The sequence below is a fragment of the Candidatus Nitrosopumilus sp. SW genome, from assembly GCF_006740685.1.
Lineage (GTDB): Archaea > Thermoproteota > Nitrososphaeria > Nitrososphaerales > Nitrosopumilaceae > Nitrosopumilus.
The window spans coordinates 715,278-736,808 of sequence record NZ_CP035425.1 but is presented as its reverse complement, the minus strand read 5'-3'; the positions used below and the strand labels follow the sequence as shown (position 1 = coordinate 736,808).

17 protein-coding genes and 2 tRNA genes are annotated in these 21,531 nt (G+C 32.3%); 10 read left to right on the top strand and 9 right to left on the bottom strand.

The window, feature by feature from the left end:
• Positions 1 to 94: 94 nt before the first annotated feature.
• The gene (locus tag Nisw_RS04505; protein WP_141976883.1) at positions 95 to 2,836 is read left to right on the top strand and encodes a DEAD/DEAH box helicase; all 2,742 of its coding nucleotides are present in this window, start codon (positions 95 to 97) and stop codon (positions 2,834 to 2,836) included.
• Here Nisw_RS04505 and Nisw_RS04500 read toward each other — a convergent pair.
• Positions 2,833 to 4,233, bottom strand: coding sequence for a single-stranded DNA-binding protein (locus Nisw_RS04500; protein ID WP_141976881.1), 1,401 nt, complete (start codon positions 4,231 to 4,233; stop codon positions 2,833 to 2,835). The genes Nisw_RS04505 and Nisw_RS04500 overlap by 4 nt on opposite strands.
• A 213-nt stretch (positions 4,234 to 4,446) precedes the next feature.
• Here Nisw_RS04500 and Nisw_RS04495 point away from each other — a divergent pair, with 213 nt between their 5' ends.
• Together Nisw_RS04495 and Nisw_RS04490 are read left to right on the top strand one after the other, a co-directional pair.
• The gene (locus tag Nisw_RS04495; protein ID WP_141976879.1) at positions 4,447 to 5,385 is read left to right on the top strand and encodes an ABC transporter ATP-binding protein; all 939 of its coding nucleotides are present in this window, start codon (positions 4,447 to 4,449) and stop codon (positions 5,383 to 5,385) included.
• Positions 5,369 to 6,130 carry an ABC transporter permease gene (locus Nisw_RS04490; RefSeq protein WP_141976877.1) on the top strand — a complete coding sequence of 254 codons (762 nt, stop codon included), beginning with the start codon at positions 5,369 to 5,371 and terminating at the stop codon, positions 6,128 to 6,130. The genes Nisw_RS04495 and Nisw_RS04490 overlap by 17 nt, the downstream gene beginning before the upstream one ends.
• A gap of 9 nt (positions 6,131 to 6,139) precedes the next feature.
• Here Nisw_RS04490 and Nisw_RS04485 read toward each other — a convergent pair whose 3' ends face one another.
• From Nisw_RS04485 to Nisw_RS04475, 3 genes are all read right to left on the bottom strand, one after another.
• Positions 6,140 to 6,877, bottom strand: a complete 738-nt coding sequence (locus Nisw_RS04485) for a GDP-mannose dehydrogenase (RefSeq protein WP_141976875.1) — start codon at positions 6,875 to 6,877, stop codon at positions 6,140 to 6,142.
• Positions 6,878 to 6,940: 63 nt separating this feature from the next.
• Positions 6,941 to 7,013, bottom strand: a tRNA-Gln gene (locus Nisw_RS04480).
• 56 nt (positions 7,014 to 7,069) lie between these two features.
• A complete protein-coding gene (locus tag Nisw_RS04475; protein ID WP_141976873.1) occupies positions 7,070 to 8,098 on the bottom strand; it encodes a DUF354 domain-containing protein in 1,029 nt (342 codons plus the stop codon).
• Positions 8,099 to 8,162: 64 nt separating this feature from the next.
• Between Nisw_RS04475 and Nisw_RS04470 the strand changes: the two genes are divergently transcribed.
• Genes Nisw_RS04470 through Nisw_RS04450 form a run of 5 tightly spaced genes read left to right on the top strand, consistent with a single transcriptional unit; the run spans position 8,163 to position 13,472 of the window.
• Positions 8,163 to 9,302: a hypothetical protein gene (locus Nisw_RS04470; RefSeq protein ID WP_141976871.1), complete on the top strand. Its 1,140-nt coding sequence runs from the start codon at positions 8,163 to 8,165 to the stop codon at positions 9,300 to 9,302.
• Between the two features lie 35 nt (positions 9,303 to 9,337).
• Positions 9,338 to 9,895, top strand: coding sequence for a nucleotide exchange factor GrpE (locus tag Nisw_RS04465; RefSeq protein ID WP_141976869.1), 558 nt, complete (start codon positions 9,338 to 9,340; stop codon positions 9,893 to 9,895).
• Positions 9,896 to 9,904: 9 nt separating this feature from the next.
• A complete protein-coding gene (gene dnaK / locus Nisw_RS04460; protein ID WP_141976867.1) occupies positions 9,905 to 11,797 on the top strand; it encodes a molecular chaperone DnaK in 1,893 nt (630 codons plus the stop codon).
• A gap of 49 nt (positions 11,798 to 11,846) precedes the next feature.
• Complete coding sequence (dnaJ, locus tag Nisw_RS04455; RefSeq protein WP_141976865.1) at positions 11,847 to 12,932, top strand: molecular chaperone DnaJ; 1,086 nt, start codon at positions 11,847 to 11,849, stop codon at positions 12,930 to 12,932.
• A 6-nt stretch (positions 12,933 to 12,938) separates the two neighbouring features.
• Positions 12,939 to 13,472, top strand: a complete 534-nt coding sequence (locus Nisw_RS04450) for a hypothetical protein (RefSeq protein WP_141976863.1) — start codon at positions 12,939 to 12,941, stop codon at positions 13,470 to 13,472.
• Here the strand turns inward: Nisw_RS04450 and Nisw_RS09150 are convergent.
• Complete coding sequence (locus Nisw_RS09150; RefSeq protein ID WP_185736693.1) at positions 13,469 to 13,609, bottom strand: hypothetical protein; 141 nt, start codon at positions 13,607 to 13,609, stop codon at positions 13,469 to 13,471. The genes Nisw_RS04450 and Nisw_RS09150 overlap by 4 nt on opposite strands.
• 99 nt (positions 13,610 to 13,708) lie before the next feature.
• Between Nisw_RS09150 and Nisw_RS04445 the strand changes: the two genes are divergently transcribed.
• A tRNA-Leu gene (locus Nisw_RS04445) sits at positions 13,709 to 13,793 on the top strand.
• Positions 13,794 to 13,796: 3 nt separating this feature from the next.
• On the opposite strand, the gene gatE is transcribed toward Nisw_RS04445, so the two are convergent.
• The 4 genes from gatE to Nisw_RS04425 form a co-directional block, all read right to left on the bottom strand.
• On the bottom strand, positions 13,797 to 15,701 hold the full coding sequence (gatE, locus tag Nisw_RS04440) for a Glu-tRNA(Gln) amidotransferase subunit GatE (protein WP_141976861.1): 1,905 nt from the start codon (positions 15,699 to 15,701) through the stop codon (positions 13,797 to 13,799).
• A gap of 8 nt (positions 15,702 to 15,709) precedes the next feature.
• The gene (gene gatD, locus Nisw_RS04435) at positions 15,710 to 16,999 is read right to left on the bottom strand and encodes a Glu-tRNA(Gln) amidotransferase subunit GatD (protein ID WP_141976859.1); all 1,290 of its coding nucleotides are present in this window, start codon (positions 16,997 to 16,999) and stop codon (positions 15,710 to 15,712) included.
• 22 nt (positions 17,000 to 17,021) lie between these two features.
• Entirely contained in the window at positions 17,022 to 18,425 is a 1,404-nt protein-coding gene (locus tag Nisw_RS04430) for an MBL fold metallo-hydrolase (protein WP_141976857.1), read from the bottom strand.
• Between the two features lie 64 nt (positions 18,426 to 18,489).
• Positions 18,490 to 20,658, bottom strand: coding sequence for a CDC48 family AAA ATPase (locus tag Nisw_RS04425; protein WP_141976856.1), 2,169 nt, complete (start codon positions 20,656 to 20,658; stop codon positions 18,490 to 18,492).
• Positions 20,659 to 20,763: 105 nt separating this feature from the next.
• On the opposite strand from Nisw_RS04425, the gene Nisw_RS04420 reads away from it, so the two are divergent.
• A complete protein-coding gene (locus Nisw_RS04420) occupies positions 20,764 to 21,498 on the top strand; it encodes a 50S ribosomal protein L2 (protein ID WP_141976854.1) in 735 nt (244 codons plus the stop codon).
• Positions 21,499 to 21,531: the final 33 nt, after the last annotated feature.

Below are 21,531 nucleotides of genomic sequence, written 5' to 3'. Positions count from 1 at the left end.
CCTGTAAGAAGGTAAACAATGGCAGATATTTTTGATTATCTTCCAACTATTACTATAGTGATGTTTGCAATAGGACTAGTTGGTGTAATTGTTTATGAAAGATCACGATCTAAAACACCAGATGAATCTGATTCCTGAATCTCTGTTTGAGAATTTTGGTTTTTCCAATCTAACTGAAATTCAAAAAAAGGCTTCTCCTATAATTCTGAAAAAAAAAGATTGCTTAGTTATTGCCCCTACTGGTTCTGGAAAGACAGAATGCTCTGTCATTCCAATTTTCTCTTTATTAAAAAATTCCAAAAAAACAGGAAAAATAAAAGCTCTCTACATTACTCCTTTGCGTGCATTAAATCGAGATGTTTTTCGAAGAATTACAAAATATGCGCATCAAAGTGAATTGAGTATTGAAATCAGACATGGTGACACAACACAAAAAGATAGAAAAAAAATTACTGAAAATCCTCCTGATGTTCTAATTACAACTCCTGAAACTTTGGTTATTCTTTTAACTCAAGTCAAATATCTTGAGGCACTATCTGATTTAGAATGGATTGTAATTGATGAGGTACATGAATTATTGTCTAGTGAACGAGGCACTCAACTCTCTCTAAGTATTGAGCGATTGGAATATAATTCCAAATTCCCACTTACAAAAATAGGCTTATCTGCTACTGTTGGGAATTTTGAGGAAGCAGGAAAATTTGTTGTAGGTACCAAAAGAAAATGTGAAATAATTAGAGATACTTCTGTAAGAAAATATGATGTAGACATAAAATATGTAGATGGAACAATTTCTGATGTTGCAGAAAAAATCATTGAACATGTGTCTGAATTAAATTTAGATTCTCCTATTCTCTTATTTACAAACACCAGAGGAGAATCTGAGTTTCTAGCCTCAATACTTAAAGAAAAATCTACTATTCCAATTGAGTTGCATCATGGTTCTCTTTCAAAAGAAGTCAGAGAAGAGACTGAACAAAATTTACGTGAAGGAAAACGAGGAATTGTTGTTTGTACTTCTTCTCTTGAATTAGGGTTGGATATTGGTTCTGTTGAATTAGTTATTCATTATGGCTCGCCTCGACAAGTGTCTAAATTGGTTCAAAGAATAGGTAGAAGCAGACATAATCGTAATGCCTCTGCTAAAGGATTAATCATTACAAATAACTCTGATGATGAATACGAAGCGCAAGCAATACTTCAAAGAATTCAAGAGGGTTCTATTGAGGAGCAAAAAATTCATGATGGTTCACTTGACGTTCTGGCTCATCATCTTGTTGGGCTTGCAATGCAAATTGGAGAAATTTCAATTGAAAAAGCATTTGATTTGATTACTCAAGCTTATCCATTTAGAAATCTAAAATTAGAAGAACTTGTAGGTGTTCTAGATTTACTTGATTCAAATTATTTGATATTTTTTGATAGAACAAAGATGACTTTTTGGAAGAAAGGTCGTTCTTTCAAATATTATTTTGAAAATCTTTCTACCATCCCCGACATTCTCAAATTCAAAGTGTTTGATAGTGTAGGGAAAAAAATCATCGGAAGTTTAGATCAGAGATTTGTAGGTGATTATGGTGATTCTGGAAATATTTTTGTTCTAAAAGGCTCACAATGGAGAATTCTAAATGTTGATGAGAAATCATTTACTGTAAATGTTGAGCCGTTTAGAGGTGGAGGAATTACTGTTCCATATTGGGAAGGTGAAAATATTCCTATTGATTATAAGACTGCTAGAAAAGTGGGTAATTTTAGAAGTAAAGTGCGTTCAGGCTTACTTCAATTAACAAACAAAACAATTGAAAAATTAAATTTTAATGAAATTTCTGATGAGAATACCATAGTGATTGAATCAAATAGATCTCAAGGATCAATTGTGCTTCACTCTTGTTTTGGTACAAAAATTAATTCTACACTTTCTACATTGCTCTCTTCTATGTTGTCTTCCATGTTGGGTTCTGTTGTAGATTCACGTTCTGATGGTTATCGTATAGTGCTATCTTCACGTTCAAGAATATCTGAAAAATTATTTCTAGAAGTTTTAAAAGATGATTATGACTTATTTTCTATGGTTAGTGCATCTCTTGCCGGTACCCATAATGTTAATTGGAGAACTTGGTGTGTTGCAAAAAAGTTTGGTATTGTAGGACGTGGCGCAGTTTATGAAAGAAAATCTGCACGATTTTTGTATGAAAGATATTCAAAAACTGCACTTGTTCAAGAAGCATTACGTGAATTATTCCATGATAAATATGATCTCAAAAATACTGATAAAATTTTAAAAGAAATTCGTGAAGATCAAATTCATGTAAAATGGTTAGAAGTTGATCAATTTTCAAAATTGGCAGAGCCTATCTTAGATCATACGTCAAAATACTATTCTTCTCCTGCAAATCTTGATAAAGGAATTTTAGATCTTGTAAAAGCTAGACTCGAAAAAACAAAACATCGTTTAATTTGTGCTAGATGTGGAAAATGGGAACGTGTTGTTGAAACAAACGAAGTAAAGAATATCTTAATTTGTCCATATTGTAAAGGACGACAAATTACTACAACATTTTACTCTGACTATGATCTCTCAAAAATTATTAGAAAAAAACATGAGGGTAAAAAATTGACTAGTGAGGAAAAACATAAGGCAGATCGTGCCTGGAAGGTGTCTTCTTTAGTAGAGAATTTTGGTAAAACTGCTATTATTGTCATGTCCGGTTATGGTGTGGGTGCAGACACTGCTGCAAGAATTCTTCGGAATATGGTTGATGAAGAACACTTATTCAAACAGATCTATGAGGCAGAAAGGCAGTATGTAGTTACTAGAGGTTTTTGGGATTCTTAATTCTTTTTTGTAATTTTAGAAAATGCTGTTAAGAACATCTCTATCCTTCCTTCTAATCCAGCTTTTGCATTGAGACCTGTGATTGAAACAATTTCTCCTAATTCACATTTGTCAATTAATCTAGCTTGATTTCTCCATCCTTTTACCCAAATTTGTCCAGTATCATCTTCGACAAACATTTCTGAAAGTGCAATTGATTCGCCAGTTTTTGTTTGAACTTCACGTCGTTCTGGAACTTTTAAAATTATTGCTTCTATGCAGTAATTTCCATCAACTTTAACATCATTGATTTTTGTTCTAATTTGAGATAATGAAGGAATATTCTCATCATTTTCTAGTTTCCTTACAAAGGAATTTTCATCAAGCGTAATTGAATTTCCGTAAACTTTTGATGGCATACATTCTATGATATCTCCTTCTACACAAATGCTAGTTGAGTTTGATGAGTCACTAATGTTGTATAGATTTTTTTTGTTATCTACAGCTAAAATCATGTTTCTTCCATTTTCTGTTGGTGATATTGATAGAACTCTTGCAATTACTGGTTCTGCTTCTTTTCCGCCTTCAATCTCGATAATTGTCGCATCATTTCCATGAATTTCTAATCCTTGATTTCCTGATTTGACTTTGACACCAAGTAATCTTACTTTAGCTGACTGTGAGATCATATTTGGAATTGATGATTCATCTTTTCCCCATAGAACCACTCTCATTCCACTTCCGTCTTTGCCTTTTAGCCTCATTCTCAATGCTTTTCCAGGCATGCCTCTAGAGTTTGTAAATTCCATACTGCTAATAACACCATCAATTTCTCCTAAAACAACCAGGTCTTTTTGACCTTCTTGTAATTCACTTACATCTTTTGTAATTGTGTCAATGGTTGGAATCTCGCTTGCTGAATCAGTAGTTTCCAAATTAGAACCTGAACCGATATTGATTGTTGGTGAACCATCAAGATCTGATTTAACATAAGCCTTGATGATTTTAATCAAATCTCCTGGTTTTAGATTTTCAATTCCTGGAAGGTTTGCTTTTTCATCCCATAATTTTACACTTGCTGTAGAGTTTACATCATCATACACTGTCATTGTTCTAAGATAAAATGGAGAACCATCTTTTCTTGAAAATTGTTTTGCAGGGGATAAATTCAAAACTCTAGTTTCTAATGAAATTTCTTTTGCTCCTGCATAGAGATCTTTTAGACTCATTTCAACTTTTAGTGGTCCTGATAATGTTACCCCATAATCTGATGCAATTAAGAATAATGCCCCTTGATCAGTTAGATATCCTGCACCAATTTTTTCTTTTTTTAGTTTTATTTGCTCCTCAATGATTTCTCTAGTTAGTTCTGGTTTTTGTTCAATTAATTTTTCAATTAGACTATCAAATTCAGACAATTCATAATTGCTACCTTTATTCTATTAATAAAAATTTCATTATGTCATCACATTCATTTTCCACTAATTTAGATCGCTTTATTATCAATTTCAAATTATCAATTCTCAATTTTTCTTGTTTTGAAGATATTGCTTCATAATTTGCTAAACTACAACAAAGTCTCTGATGAAACAACTGGTTAACTAAATTAGTAGTATGATCGCAGTTTCAATATGTCTTGTATTGAGGTTCGCCATTTATCAAAATCATATGGTTCAATCAAAGCAGTAGATGATATTGTTTTATCCGTAAAACCTGGCCAGGTTTTTGGATTTTTAGGCCCAAATGGAGCAGGAAAATCAACTACTATCAAATTACTTACCACTCTCATTCCTCCTTCAAATGGTTCTCTGACAATATTGGGGATTGATGCAATCAAAAACCCATTAGATGTACGTCACAAAATTGGGGTAGTTTTACAACAGCCAAGCTATGAACCTACTTTGTCAGTTGAAAAATCACTTGACAAGTACGGGATGATGTGGAATGTTACAAAAAGTGAACGCAAAAAAAGAATGGAGCAACTTTTGAAAGATTTTGATCTAGTTGAAATTAGAAAAAAAAGAAATGAAGATCTTTCTATTGGTCAACGAAGAAGAGTACAAGTTGCACGAGAATTCATGCATGATATGGACTTGCTATTTTTAGATGAACCTACAGTAGGATTAGATCCTACTGCTCGAAGAAAACTGTTAGATTATTTAAAAAATAAAGTCAATACAGGTTTGACAATTTTTTACACCACTCACATTTTAACAGAAGCTGAATATCTTTGTGATGAGATTGCAATTATTGATAAAGGGAAAATTGTTACTGTTGATTCCCCTGAAGCATTAAAAAGTAAATTTGGAAAAGAAAAAACTATTAAAATTCATTTATTAGAAAAAAATTCTAAAATTTCTAATTTACTCAATGGAATTGATGATTGTAAAATAAATTTTGAATCTGGTACAAATATTGTTATTCATTCTGAACAATCTGAATTAGTTTTGTTAAAAGTTTTGAAAATATTAAATGATAATAATATTGAGATAGAAGATTTATCTGCTGTTCCTACGAATCTTGAAGAAATATTCTTAAAAATGGTGAGAGAAAATGCATCCAATAATTAGACTTGTAAATAGAAACATTACCATTTCTTTGAATCCGGGATTCTTAATTTGGCAAGTAATTTTTCCTCTGATCTATATTTTTGTTGCAGGTTTTGCTTATGCTCCATTAATTCAACATGTACCTTTTGGTACAAAGGAACTTGATTATCCTGCATTTCTAGCATCTGGTATGATTGGATTTAACATAATGAACAGTACGCTTGTCTCAGGAATCATAATTTGGAATGATAGAAGACATGGGATGTTTGAACAAATAATGTCTGGTCCATTTACAAGAAGTCATTACATTCTTAGTAATATTTGCACTATAGGAATAATTGGTTTAGTTAGTGCTTCTTTGATCGCTTTGGTAGGCTATCCTGTCTTTTTTGAGTCTGTAGAATTTTCAATAGTTACAATCCCTGTGATTATTTTTGGTGCCATTACTGGCTCTGTTTTATTTGGTTCACTAGCATCTATAATTTCAACTAGATTACGCTCTAGTGAAGGATTCAATGTAATAATTAACACTGTTTTTCTATTTTTTGCATTTGTTAGTTCAGCATTTTATCCTGCAGAAAACGTCCCTGAACCATTACGTACTGCGTTTTATCTAAATCCGTTAACTTATCTGGTTGATGTAATTAGAGCAGGAATTTTTGGAACTATTACTGAGTTTGTAATTATTGAAATGTTTGTACTTGTTGGAATTGCTTCAATACTATTTGTTATTGCATCAAAACTTCTAACTAAATTAGATTTTTAGAAATCAATATTATTTTTTAAATTTCTCGTACATTTCATTAATTTTTTTAATCACATCTAGATTTTCATATTCAATTAAACTCAAATTTGGTATCACACAATGACCTCCAATAACCCCTGGATACATTTTTGGTCTGTTTCCTAAGTTTTCATGTATCTCATCTGCAAATTTCCACATTTCATCAAAATCTATGCCTTCTTTTTCACAAATCATCTTTGTTATTTGTGCATAATTGATAAGCCATCCATAATATGATGTGTCAACTAAAATCTTTGCAAGCTCACCTGTTTTTGTAGTTGACATCCAATCAACTTTTTGAAATCTCTTTTCTAAATCCGACTTAATTTCAGGATTGATTTCATTATCATCTGAAGCAATGAATTTTGTATATTTTTTGATGTCATCTAAGAATCTTCTATGAACGCCACGAACTGGTGAAAATAAAACTGGGACATTGGATTTTTCTTGAATATTTTTTGTAGTTCCTGGTCTTACGGTAGAATGGATAACTATTGCTTTTAGACCCTTTAACTTTGGAATCCAACTTATAGTGATTTCTACAAAATCTGTTAATTCTCCTGGTAAGCAAACATGAAGATATTCTGGATTTTCAATTGTATCATTTTGTGAATAATTTTTACATTTTGCAGATTCTATATCAATACCAATACAATCAAAATTTCTTTCATCCAGTAACCCAAATAGAGTTTCCCCCACTTCTCCCATGCCTAATACTATATCTGACATTGTACCTATTTTCAGAAAAACACTTCATGCTATATTCGTGTTACAGTTTGTTGTTTTTTAGAATAGCCCGAGGCAGATTCGAACTGCCGTCACGGGCTCCAAAGGCCCATATGCTTGACCTCTACACTATCGGGCTGCTAAATCGAGCACGCTAACTCCCTTAATGAACTTTTTATTTCAACATGACAATGATCAATCTTTAATTACCTTGACTAATTTTTCAACCGGGTCTTCCATTTGATTTGTAATTTTTTTTGCCCTGTTCTGGTTTACTTTATTTGATGATTTAAAAATTCTAGAAATATGTCTATTAATTTTTTTGGGATCTGTTTCTCTTTTGACTAATGCTTTTTTTACTAAATAACTTTCAATTGGATTTGGAACTGCATTATATGAAATTGTTGGAACTCCCATTAAAGCTGATTCTGCTGTCATTGTTCCTCCAGAACCGATGAAAACATCTGTGTTGTTTAATAATATTTTTCCATCAAATGACATCTTTATGACTTTGGCTTTTTTACCTACAATCTTTTGTATTTTTTTTATCTGATGTGAATATCTGCCCAAAATTACAATATTCTGATCTGAATAATCATTAATGATGTTTTTAATTATTGAAATTATTTTATTTGATTTTAAAACATAAGCTGCTTCTTGTTCTTCAACTCTAATTAAAATATTATTTTTGTTTTTATTTTCAAATGGTAATTGTTTCTTCCCTTTGATTTTCCTTTTGATAGTTGTAGCTGCATCTATTGCGTTATAAGAAATAATGTTTTTCTTATCTATTCCAAATTTTGTAAAGTCATCTTTAGATATGGTTTTTGGAATAAGTAATTTTTGAATTAATGGTAGTGTTAATCGCATTACTGCATTAGCTTGTGGAGAATCACAAAATGCAATATGTTTAATTCCCAACCCAAATGAAATCCTGGCTGCCTCCGGTGAACAAAAACTAATCACTAGATCTGGTGAAAATGACTTTATTTTACTAGATAATTTTTCCATTCTGTCAATACTTGCCTTAAGCTTAGTTCCTCTTTCTCCTCCTCCATGTTTTCCAACTAAAACAAGTCTAAAACCACGTATTTTGGCTAATTTTGTGACTTCATCGTACTCTCTAGATGTACAAAGAATTTCGTGTTTTTTACCTAATTTCTCAATAATTGCTTCAGAAAACAATAATTGTTTTGGTGTAAGAATATCTATCCATATTTTCAAGTAATTTCCATAACTGAAGTTAGTTCAATAAGTTTTTCTTAGTCTAATCCTAAGCTTTAGTGGAATGGGGGGAACAAAAGTTGTTGTTTATGGTCTAAGTACAGAGGGGTATGCAATTGCATCACAAATGGCCATTAAAGGAGCTGATGTTTACATAATTGATGAATCAACACCATCTGCAATTTCGCTAAAAGCAGAAATTGCTAAAACTTATCCTAATGTTTCATCCTTGAAAGAAGATGAACCATTATTAGCTATGGAACCAATTGATGTGGCAATATCTAAAGCACAATACCTATTCTTCACTCCTAGAATCAGAAAAACTGGTCAAGATATTAAAACTGAAATTCATTCAAAATTTAAAGATGCAGTGGCATCTTTAAAGAAAAAAAGTTCTGTTGTTTTTACACTGCCGACAGGGTTTGGTGGAAATAATGAAAATATTTCTTTACTTGAACATGTTACAGGACTTGAAGTTGGAAAAGATATTTCATATTTTTATTATCCTTTAGAGGGTACTGATCAGCAACCAAAAATTGTTGGTTCTTTTAATGGCAAAAAAGATTCAACATTGTCTGATTTATTAACTACTGGGAAAAAAGAGAAAAACTTTGTTGCAATTTCATCTTCAGAGCATTTTCATGCAATTAACATTCTCTCAAGATTTTCAAGTTTGTGTAGTGTGTTAGAAGTTTGTAAGTACGCACAAGATGAAATTACTAAGAATGATTTATCTTCAGATGATTTTCAAGAAATATTCCTTGATGATATGGTTGGTGGTTTGTTAGATCTAAAATCTTTAGGATCATCTTTTGAGGGAGCAAATACACTGATGTATCTGATTAATGGAAGTGTTAAGGGAATTGATGGTTACATAAAACGATTGATAGATGAAATACGTGCAACATTAAAGAAAAACGATCTTAAAGCTAGCAGAACTAAAATTGCATTATCTTGGACGCTTGATCAGCATTCAATGCGTGGGGATAAAATTGAAATGCTTCAAAATTTGACTTCACGATTACGTGATTACATTGGTGATGTAGAAGCATATGAAGATCCAAACTTTGATCTATTTCATAGTGATAAGACAACAATTGTTGTGACTTGTTCAAAATCTGATTTCACAAATATTGAAAAAACCAAACAAGATTCTGATTTAATTATTGTCAAAGCAAATCCTTTGTGTGAAACAATACAATAATGGTATAAATTAGCTAAACCAGTATTCTGTTTGAATTGTCTCGTGATAATGAATCTGATGAAATTCCTGTAAATGTTGTTTCTGATAATGAAACTGATAAGCCTGTTGAGGAATTGGAATCGTCAGAACATATGAAAGAAAACTTATCTGAATTATTAGATGCAGAAAAACAAAAAACTTCAGAATGTGAAGAAAAATTAAAACACATTTTAGCAGATTTTCAAAATCTTTCTAGAAAAACACAGTCTGATATTCAAAACGGTGTCAATGCTAAAGTAGATGAATTTCTATTGGATTTTCTAAAAATATACGATGATTACATTCGTGCAAGAGATGTTTTTTCTGAAAACAAAATCAATACTGAAGGTCTTGATTCAATTTTAAAAAATATGGATTCATTACTAAAAAAATATGATGTGTCTCCAATTAATGCATTAGGAGAAATCTTTGATCCAAATCTTCATGAAGCAATATCTGTCATCACTGATCCTGATTTAGATGACAATACAATTACCAAAGAGATCAGGAAGGGATATATTTCTCAAAAGAGGGTTATAAGACCGACATTAGTAGAAATTTCAAAGAAAGGATGATAATTAAAAATGACTAAAGTAATAGGTATCGATTTAGGAACAAGTAACTCTGCAGCAGCAGTCATGATGGGTGGAAAACCAACAATTATTCCTGCAGCTGAAGGTCAAACTGCAGCTGGAAAGGCATTTCCATCAGTAGTCGCTTTCTCTAAAGAAGGAGAATTACTAGTTGGTGAGCCTGCTAGAAGACAAGCAGTTACAAATCCAGATAACACAATCATTGCCGCAAAACGAAAAATGGGTTCTGACTATACATTTAAAATTCAGGATAAAGAATACAAACCTCAACAAATTTCCTCATTCATTCTACAAAAAATAAAAAAAGATGCCGAAGCGTTTGTAGGTGAATCTGTAGAAAAAGCAGTTATTACAGTTCCAGCATATTTTGATGACAACCAACGTCAAGCAACAAAGGACGCAGGAACAATTGCAGGTCTTGAAGTTGTTAGAATAATTAATGAACCAACTGCTGCATCTTTGGCATTTGGATTAGATAAAGCAAAAGAAGACATGAAGATACTTGTTTTTGATTTTGGTGGTGGTACTTTAGATGTCACTATCATGGAAATGGGTGGTGGTGTTTTTGAAGTAATGAGTACTTCAGGTGATACTCAACTAGGTGGAACTGATATGGATAAAGTTCTGATTGATTACATTGTTGATGATTTCAAGAAAAAAGAAGGAGTTGATCTTTCTCAAGACACAACTGCGATGACAAGAATAAGAGAAGCCGCAGAAAAAGCAAAAATTGAATTATCTACTGTAATGGAGACTGATGTTAATCTACCCTTTATTGCACATGATCCATCATCAGGTGCAAAGAACCTTGAATTGAGATTAACCAGATCTAAACTTGATGAATTAATTGGACCTATTGTTGAACGCTGTAAACCTTCTATTCAAAAAGCACTTGAGGATGCAAAACTCTCAAATTCTGATATTAACAAAATAGTAATGATTGGTGGTCCAACAAGAATTCCATTAGTCAAAAAATTTGTTAGTGAAGTTATAGGAAAAGAGGTTGAATCCGGAGTTGATCCTATGGAAGCAGTGGCCATGGGAGCAGCAATCCAAGCAGGAATTATTGCTGGTGATGTTACAAGTGATATTGTTCTACTTGATGTAACCCCATTAACTCTGGGTATCGAAACACTTGGAGGAGTTCGTGAACCTCTTATTGAAAGAAACACGACTATTCCAACTTCAAAGAGTAAGGTGTTTACAACTGCAGCTGACAATCAAACAGCTGTAACAATACATGTTGTTCAAGGAGAAAGACCTATGGCAACAGATAATGTCTCCTTGGGCAGCTTTAATCTTACTGATTTACCTCCTGCTCCAAGAGGTGTTCCTCAAATTGAAGTAAAATTCGATATTGATGCAAATGGAATCATTAATGTAACTGCAAAAGACCTTGGAACTCAAAAAGAAGCAAAAATAACTATTGAAACAAAAACAAAACTATCTGAAGAAGAGATTGAAAAATTAAAAGAAGATGCAGAAAAATTCTCTGAGGAAGATAAAAAGAAGAAAGAAAAAATTGATCTTAAAAATGAAGCAGAAAGTTACATCTACACTACTGAGAAATTAGTCAATCATGATCTTAAAGATAAAATCTCTCAAGAACAAGGAATTAAAATTACTGATGCTGTAAAAGAAGTAAAAGAAGTTTTAGATAAAGAACCTGAAGAATTAAAGCCAAAACTTGATGCATTACAATCTATTGTAAATGAAGTAACTACAGAACTTTACAAAAATGCTACTCCTCCCCCAGGTGCTGATGGACAACAAGGTGCTGATGGACAACAAGGTGCTGATGGACAACAAGGTGCTGATGGACAACAAGGTGCTGATGGACAAACAACAGAATCCTCTTCAAATGACGAAACAAAAACTAACTAACTTCCAAAATTCAACCATTTATACAGTAATTAGAATAAAGGAATGATTCATGTCTGCAAAACGAGATTATTATGAAGTTTTAGGGGTGTCTAAATCATCTTCTAATGATGAAATTAAAAAACAATATAGAAAATTAGCATTAAAGTTTCATCCTGATAGAAATCAATCTGCTGAGGCTGGAGAACATTTTAAAGAAATTTCTGAAGCATATGCCGTTCTTTCTGATACTGAAAAAAGACAACTATATGATCAACATGGGCATGCAGGTGTAGATGGAAGATATTCCAGTGAAGATATCTTTCAGGGTGCACGTGGTGACTTTAGTGATATTTTTGGTCGTGGAGGTGGAGGATTTGATTCTATTTTTGAATCCATCTTTGGTCGTGGAGGTGGAGGATTTGGATTTAGTCAAGAACGAGGCTCTGATATTCTTTATCAAACAACAGTAACATTAGAAGATGTTTTACATGGCAAACAAATGGAAATTGAATTACAAAAACAAATCCAATGTGATACATGTAGTGGTTCTGGTTGTAAACCTGGTACCAATAAAAAGACATGTTCCTCGTGTAATGGACAAGGTCAAGTAAGACAAACACGTAACATGGGATTTGCTTCATTTGTAACTGCTGCACCATGTTCCTCGTGTAGGGGCCAAGGCTCAATTATTGAAACTCCTTGTAGTGTTTGTAACGGTCAAGGAAAGAAAAAAGGCTCAAAAAAAGTTACATTTGATATTCCACCTGGAATTGATTCAGGTGATTATACTGTACCAAATGAAGGAAATGAAGTGCCTGGAGGTTCTAATGGTGATCTAATCGTTAGAGTTAGAGTACAACCTCATTCAAAATTCAACAGAGATGGGAAAGATATTTTCTATGATCAAGATGTTTCAATGGTTGATGCAGCATTAGGATGTGAGGTTGTTGTTCCAACTTTGGAAGGAACTGAAAAAATCAAAGTTGATTCTGGAAGTCAACCAAACACAATTATCAAATTAAAAGGAAAAGGTGTACCTCATATCAATTCCAGAGGTAGGGGCGATCAATATGTCCGAATTGTAGTAAACATTCCTAAAAAACTCAACAAACATCAAAAAAATCTACTTGATGAATTTAAACAAACTAGTGATTAATGAACTATGAAGATCGCCTTAGATGTTGATGGTGTACTTGCTGATGTTATTCAATCATGGTTGAATTATAATAATTCAATTAGACGGGAAATTCAAAAACATGAAATTACTGATTGGAATTTTTGGAAAAAATTTAAAATTAATCGTTATGACTTTTATTCTGAATTAAGCTCATGTTGGAAAAATTGGACTTCAATCCCTCCTACTGAAGAAAACCTATCATCAGTTACAAAAAATCTCTCTGATATTGGTCAAGTAGATATTGTAACTGCAAGAGAACGTTCCACTGATTCTTTTGTAAAGAATTGGTTGGAATATCACGATATCTCTTATGATAATTATGTTTCAGTAATTGATGGTCCTATGAAAGCTGATTTAGATTATGATGTTTTTATTGACGATTCGCCTTTAAATGCATTAAAATTTCTAGAAAATAACAAAAGTGTAATTCTATACTCTCAACCCTGGAATCAACACCTTACTGAAAATAATATTTACCGAATTTCAAATCTTTCAGAAGTAATTCAAAAACTAAATTAATCTTTTACAAATTTTTTGATATTTATCTGATGCCCCTTTCTGACATGAGTAGAATGAGTTGTCTTAAACAACTCTGAAATTTTATCATCATCATAAAATTTAACATTATAACGTCCTAACACTTTTTTACAATTCATACAATAAACTTCTTTGAATTCAGTTTTCATTTTGGATTGATAGATGTTACACTTTCAGTATAATAAAGAAACTTATTCTAGATTTCAAAAATTTACAATGCGGGAGTCGCCCAGCCTGGTCAACGGCGTAAGGTTCAGATCCTTATCTTTTAGGAGTTCGTGGGTTCAAATCCCACTTCCCGCATAATTAGTTATTTTCTAATTTATTTTTGATATTTTTTAAAAGAAGTTTGTTGATCGTTTCTCCAGATGCTTTGCCTCTTAACTCCTTCATTGCAATTCCCATTAGAGGTCCGATTGCTCTTTCTTTTTGATTTTTTATAATTTCCTGGTTATTTTCAACAACTTGGTAACAGATTCTCTCTAATTCTGATTCATCTACCGCCTCAATTGAAGCATTTTTCATTGCCTCTTCTATTGTTTGAGACTTTCCATTCATAATATTCTCAAAAATAATTTCAACTGATTCTTTAGTAATTTTTCCTTCCTCTAAAAATTGAAATGTTTTTGTTATTTCTTCATCTTTTAATAATTTTGAATCTAATCCATTTCTCTCTAAATTTGTTATAGTTGAACATAATACTGATGCAACAAACGTTGGATTCACTTTGGTTTTTACAACTACATTTTCAAATAACTCAAAATAATTTGAATCAAAAAGTTGTTCTGATAATTGAAGATTTAGTTGATATTTTGTTTGTAATTCTTTAATTGAATCGTCCCATGATTTGGGAATGTTTTCTATTGCATTACTTAATTCTGTTTTTGAAATTATTATTGGGGGAATGTCTGTTTCAGGATACATTCTTGCTGCACCTGGTCTTGGTCTCAGAAATTTAGTCTCTCCACTTTGAGTTGCTAATCGTGTGTCGATTGGGATTCCTTCATTTCTGATGTATTCAATTCTCAAAACTATCTGATCTATAACTACCTCCATTTTCTCGTCTGGAGCTGCCAAAATTAAAAATCCATCATTATCGTTAATTTCCAACGTTTCTTTCAAATCATTAATGTCTTTATTTTCAACACCGTAATTTGGTAACTCATCAGAATGAAAAACTCCTCCTATTCCAAAAAATCGTACTAGTTCTGCTACTTCTTTTCCTAATCTAATTCCTTCATATGGTGAATATCCAAACATGTCTGCCATATTTCTAAATGAAATTCCAAATATTTTCTGATTTTTATTTATAGCATTTTGGATAATTTTTGATTTACATTTTTTGAATAGATCTGTTACATCTTTACGATCTTTATTATCATGAGTCCAATCAATACCCTGTAATTTTTTTGAGATTTTTAGTAATCCGTGTTGTCTTTTAGCCTCATATTCTACCACTTTTTCTAATTGATCAAGCTGCTGAACTCCTTTGACCTCAATTACAACATTTCCATCTTTAATTGAAACATTAACATCTTGTCGAATTGAACCTAATCCTCTTTTTACTTTTTTAGTACTCCTTAAAATTCTCCCTAATGCTAATGCAATTTTTTTAATTTCATGTGGTTTTACTTCAAATGGTTCAGTAGCAATTTCAACTAGAGGAACTCCTAAGCGTTCTAAACCGTATTTTTTAATTGAACCCTCTTCTCCCAAAATCTTTGCTGCATCTTCTTCTAAACAAATGGATTGAATTCCAATTTTTTTATTATCTACATTAAAAGAACCCCCTTGTGAAATTAACATTGTTCGTTGAAATCCTGTAGTATTTGATCCATCCACCACTGTTTTTCTCATTGGATATATTTCTCTAAATATCTTTGATTGTAGTGCTGATGCGATTACCAAAGAAATTTTCTTTGCATCTTCATCTAACTCATGTGGTGGTTCTTCATCTTGTTCAACAAGACAACTACTTTCTGGATTTGCAAAATACATTATAGTTTTTGATTTTGATTTTTCAAATAATGCCGCAGGATCATATTCTCCTAATTCACTCTTAGCAGCACGTAACTTTCTTTGAAATTTTATAGAATATTCATCTGTATCAATAGGTGGACAATTACAAAATAATTTTTTATTTGTAGCTAGTTGCTGATGAATTTCCAGTCCTACTTTAACTCCTAACTCATCTATTGAAAATTCTGACATTTTTTCTCCTAGATTGACATTTCTGATGCAATGTTATCAAGCATAATTTCTTTTACCTCTTCTATATTCTGAGTATTTCCAAGTGCCCACATTGCTTTTACTAGAGCCACCTCTGGAAGCATATTTTCTAGTGGAATTATGCCTAAATTTAGAAGATCTCTGCCACTTTCATACACTGTCATTCTTACTCTTCCATCAATGCATTGTGATGTCATACCTAGAAACATCCCTTTTTCATTAGCTTTTTTTATAGAATCATACATTACTCTTCCAACATGTCCTAATCCTGTTCCTTCAAAGATTATTCCTTTGTATCCGCCATCGATAATATGTTCAATTAGTTTAGGATCGTATCCTGGATAATATTTTACTAAAGCAATTTTTGTATCTAGATTAATTTTTGGTTGGAATTTTTGAGTTTTATAGAATTCTTTAGAAATATTTTTTTGAATTTTTTCTTCTACAATTATGAATGCTGGATTATCCCCTATTGTTTGAAATGCCCCTCGTTTACTTGTATGATTTTTTCTAACTCTTGTTCCAATATGACATGCAACTGTGTTATCATTTTCATCATTATGCATAACAATGTACACTCCTTTTGTTTTGCTTTCTGTGATGAATCTTGTTGCTCCTATCAAATTTAGTGCTGCATCCGATGATGCTCTGTCTGATGATCTTTGTGATCCAACTAAAACAATAGGAATTGGAAACCCTGCTAATGCAAATGAAAGAAACGATGATGTGTAATGCATTGTATCAGTTCCATGAGCAATAATGATTCCTGAGTAATCTGAATCTGAATAATTACTAATTTTTTTTGCGATCTCTAACCAATTTTCTGGCATTATATTTTCAGAATATTCTGACAACAAAACTTCTGCATCAATATTTGCAATTTTAGAAAGTTCTGGAACTGATGAGTTTAATTCTTCAGCGGTTAATACTGGTGTGACTGCCCCTGTTCTATAGTCTATTTTACTTGCAATTGTTCCTCCAGTTGAAAGCAGTAATACTTTTGGCAATCCTTCAACTTTGTTTATTTTTTTAGGTTCATCAACAGTATTTTCTGAAGATTGAATTTTCTCTATCTTTTCTATCTTTTCAATTTCTAATCCAACATTATATCCGCTTTTTAATTTCAAAACAATATGTTTATCGTCACTATGCTCATATCTAGGCATAATTATGCCTGAATATGTAATATCTGATAGAATTTTTACAAAATCTCCAACTATTACTTGATTTTTCTTTAGAAATTCTAATGAATTTCCTTCATATCCCCTGTATTCTGACATTTACGAGAATTAGATTTGTTATTTAATTAAAACTAGCTATCTCTGCCTTTTTCTCATTTTTAGACACAAAAAATCTATTCCAACAATAGTACAATGCACGCTCATATGTATTTGGAACTCTTTTGTATTTTATATGACAACCAATATCTACTAAACTCCAATGTGCTTTTTTTGGACCTAACAATAACCATTTTAGTAATCTTAAATCAAGTGACATTTGTAAATATTTTTCAAATTTTAAAATATCTTTCTCATCCTTTATTGTTTGAATTCCATCCCCGTTACATGATATGGCAACGGCAATAGGATCATTATCTTTTCTACTGTTATTTACATCCAATCGCAAAATAATCACAGTATTTGATATCCACCCGATCTTTTTTCTAACTAATTCAAAATTTTCATAAGCTTTTGGAATTAATTCTAATAATTCTGATATATCTGGAATTTGTTCTTGTTCGTAATCAAATGATTTTTTCAAAAAATTATGTTTTACAAAATTTTCTTTTTCTTTTATGTTTATTGGTTCGTATTTTTTTGAAATTTGATTTTTACTAATATCAAAAAATTCATTATGATTTAAAATAATTCCTTTATGTTTTTCTTCTGGAATATTTTTTCTTAACCATTCAAATGCATATTCTAATTCTGGTTCTCCTCTGTATTTATTTAATTCACTAAATTTACCTGTTAGTGTATATCTTCCTGCAAATGGGATGTAGAATTTAGGCTCAAACAAATTAATAAAATCTTTTGTAGTTTCCAATTTTTGCTCTTGCTTCTTTTCTGATTCTATCACCTTATCTTCAATTTCAAGTTCAAATGTTTGTGGGTATGAAGATGCTTTAACATAACCTACAAGTAACAGATCAATTTTTGGATATAGTGTTTTTACTAATTTGGCTGTATTTTTTGCAATTTGTAATGGACAATCATTTGTATTTACTATCACTTCTTTTTCATTATCAATAATTGACATCGTGTCAATTTGGGTGGTGCCAAATTTTGTTTCTAATAAGCCACAACCCATTAATTTTCCACAAATGTTTGGATCGCAATTATCTGCTGCTAGAATATTTATGAAAACGTTATTTTTTAATCTAATTCTAAGATTATGTTCAAGCTCAATTACTTTGAATCCTAATTCTTCAATTTTGAATTTTAATGATTTTTCAACAAATCTGTGAATTAAAACTGGAATTTTCTTGTCAAGATTCTGAAGAGTTTTTTTGCTACAATGGTCAGGATGTATGTGGCTAATGTAGATAAAATCAACACCTTCAAACATATCTGATTTGAATTCATATGGTGGGTAGATACCCCAGGACCCAAAATATTCTTCTCCAATTAGCCATGGATCACAAAGAATTTTGACATTTTCATCTTCTATCAAAACTGATGCAGAGTTCAAAGATGTGACTTTCATTATTTTATCTACTCAATTATGATATTTTTTAAAAATATCTGTTATTATTATGTGATTTTTAGTTCTATCTGTAGTAAGATGCTACCAGTTTTTCGCCCATCTTGAGGTCTTTTTGTTCTCTTACTTTCTTTACTGCTTCTTCAAAGTGTTTCATGGTAACTTTGGCATCAATACTACTTTTTTCAACATCTTTGACATCTGGGTGTTTGTCTAGATATTCATGAATAACTAATGAAACTGCTGTATTTGCAATAGATGAAGTATCAGCTCCACTCATTCCATCTGTAGCTTCTGCAATCTTATCTAAATCTACGTCATCTCCCATAGGAATCTTTTCGGCATTAATTTCCAGAATACGCTTTCTACTATCTTTATCTGGATTTGGTACTTGAATAATTTTATCAAATCTGCCTGGTCTCAATAATGCTGGATCAATCATATCTGCTCTGTTTGTTGCAGCTAAAACAACAACTCCATGCATATTCTCCATTCCATCTAACTCTGTAAGTAATTGACTGACAACTCTTTCAGTTACTGCAGTTTCACCACCTGCTCCTCTAATTGGTGCGATAGAGTCTATTTCGTCAAAGAAAACTACACATGGTGCAGACTGTCTTGCTCTTTTGAAAATTTCTCTAATTCCTCTTTCTGATTCCCCTACCCATTTAGATAATAATTCAGGACCTCTAACAGAAACAAAGTTTGCTTCGCTTTGTGTTGCAACAGCTTTTGCAAGCAATGTTTTACCTGTACCACTTGGACCGTGAAGTAATATTCCTCTAGGCATACTGTGTCCTAATTTATCATAAAGACCTGGATATTTCATTGGCCATTCAACTGCTTCTTGTAATTCTCGTTTAACATCTTCTAAACCACCAACTTCATCCCATTTCACATCTGGATTTTCAATGAATACTTCTCTCATTCCAGATGGTGTTACCTCAATCAAAGCTTTGGTAAAGTCTTCATGATTTACAATTAATTTATCTAATGTCTCAGGTGGAATCTTTTCTTCTTCAAGATTTAGAATGGGTAATAATCTTCTCAAACATTTCATTGCTGCTTCTTTACATAGATATTCCAAATCTGCACCGACATATCCGTGACTAACTGATGAAATTTTATCTATGTTGACATCATCTGATAACGGCATGTTTCTACTGTGAATTGCAAGAATGTCTTTTCTTCCTTTTTTATCTGGCACTTTGATTTCAATTTCTCTATCAAATCTACCAGGTCGTCTAAGAGCAGGATCGATTGCGTTTGGTCTGTTTGTTGCAGAAATTACAATTACTTTGCCTCTGGCTTCTAATCCGTCCATTAATGATAACATTTGAGATACAACTCTTCTTTCAACTTCTCCAGTAACTTCTTCTCTTTTTGGTGCAATAGAATCAATTTCATCAACGAAGATAATTGAAGGAGCTTTTTCTCTTGCTTCTTTGAAAATTTCTCTTAACCTAGCTTCACTTTCACCATAAAACTTACTCATAATTTCTGGACCTGAAATGCTGATAAAATGTGCATTACTTTCATTTGCAACAGCTTTTGCAAGCAATGTTTTACCTGTTCCCGGTGGACCATACAATAAAACACCCTTTGGAGCTTCAATTCCTAATTTTTCAAAAATTTCAGGATGTCTTAATGGAAGTTCAATCATTTCTCTTACTTTCTTTATTTCATCAGTTAAACCTCCAATGTCTTCATAGGTTACTTGTGGAACTCCACGTAATGTCTCTCCTTTTTCTGCAATATGGAAAACTGTTTTTTGAGTAATCAAAACTGCATCAGCAGCTGGGGTAACGCCAATTACTTGGAAAGTTAAACGTCCCCCAAAGTATGGAACCATAACATTATCTCCTTTTATCAAAGGAACACTTTCTAAAGCATCTGCAAGATATCTTTCATCAATTGGAGGAATTGCTTCTAATGGAGCAACTACAACCTTTTCTGCAGCAACTGCTTTGATTTTTCTTACTGAAATTGTATCTCCAATTGCAATTCCTGAATTATTTCTTCCTAGCCCATCAATTCTGATAATTCCCTTTCCTTCATCAGATGGATATAATGGAAGACATTTTGCAACTGTTCGTCTTTTACCCTTAATTTCTATAACATCACCTGTTGATGCATTTAATGTGTCCATTGAATCATAATCAATTCTTGCTACTCCTCTTCCAACATCTCTAGTATATGCCTCTAGAACTTTGAGAGAAAGAGCATTTTGACTCATACACAAATGCCCTCTGTCTAATTTTTATACCTTTGTGGTAATTTCTTCAAATGACAGGTAAAAATCACAAGCTTAAAATCCTCTTTACGTAGGAAACGATCAACTTTGGGTAAGAGACCATTAGTAAGAAGACGTGGCCGTGGAGGCAATCAATTCAGATCTACTTCTACTGGTAAAGTAGGTGTTAAAGCAAACTATCCTCGTTTCCCACTATCTGAACAACATGAAGGCAAGATTATTGACCTTGTTCATGAACGTGGCAGAGAAGCACCTTTAGCTAAAGTTAGATTTGAAGATGGTTCGGTATCTTTTGTTCCGGCAGTTCTTGGTGCAAAAGTTGGTGAAACTTTACAATTTGGATTAAAATCAAAAATTGAAAAAGGAAATGTAATTAGTATTCAAAATATTCCTGATGGAACTATTGTATGTAATATTGAAAAACACTTTGGTGATGGCGGTGCAATTGTAAAATCTGCCGGAACTGATGCAACTGTTTTTTCTCACGGTGATGAGGGCGTTACTGTTAAACTTCCTTCTGGAAAATTTACTACTCTAAATCCAAAAAATAGAGCCATGATTGGAACTCTTGCTGGTGGTGGAGCTAGTGAAAGACCATTTATGAGTGCAGGTGGAAAATGGAGAAACTTCAAAGCTAAAGGAAAGAAATACCCAATAGTCAGAGGTGTTGCTCAAGCAGCTTATGTTCACCCACACGGTGGTGGTCGTCATCAACATGTTGGACAAAGTTCTACTGTTTCTAGAGACGCTCCTCCAGGAGCTAAAGTCGGAAGTATTGCTGCAAGAAAAACTGGTAGAGCTAGAATTAAAGAAAGAAAGTAGTTTTTTCTTTAACCTAAAATTGATTAATAGCTC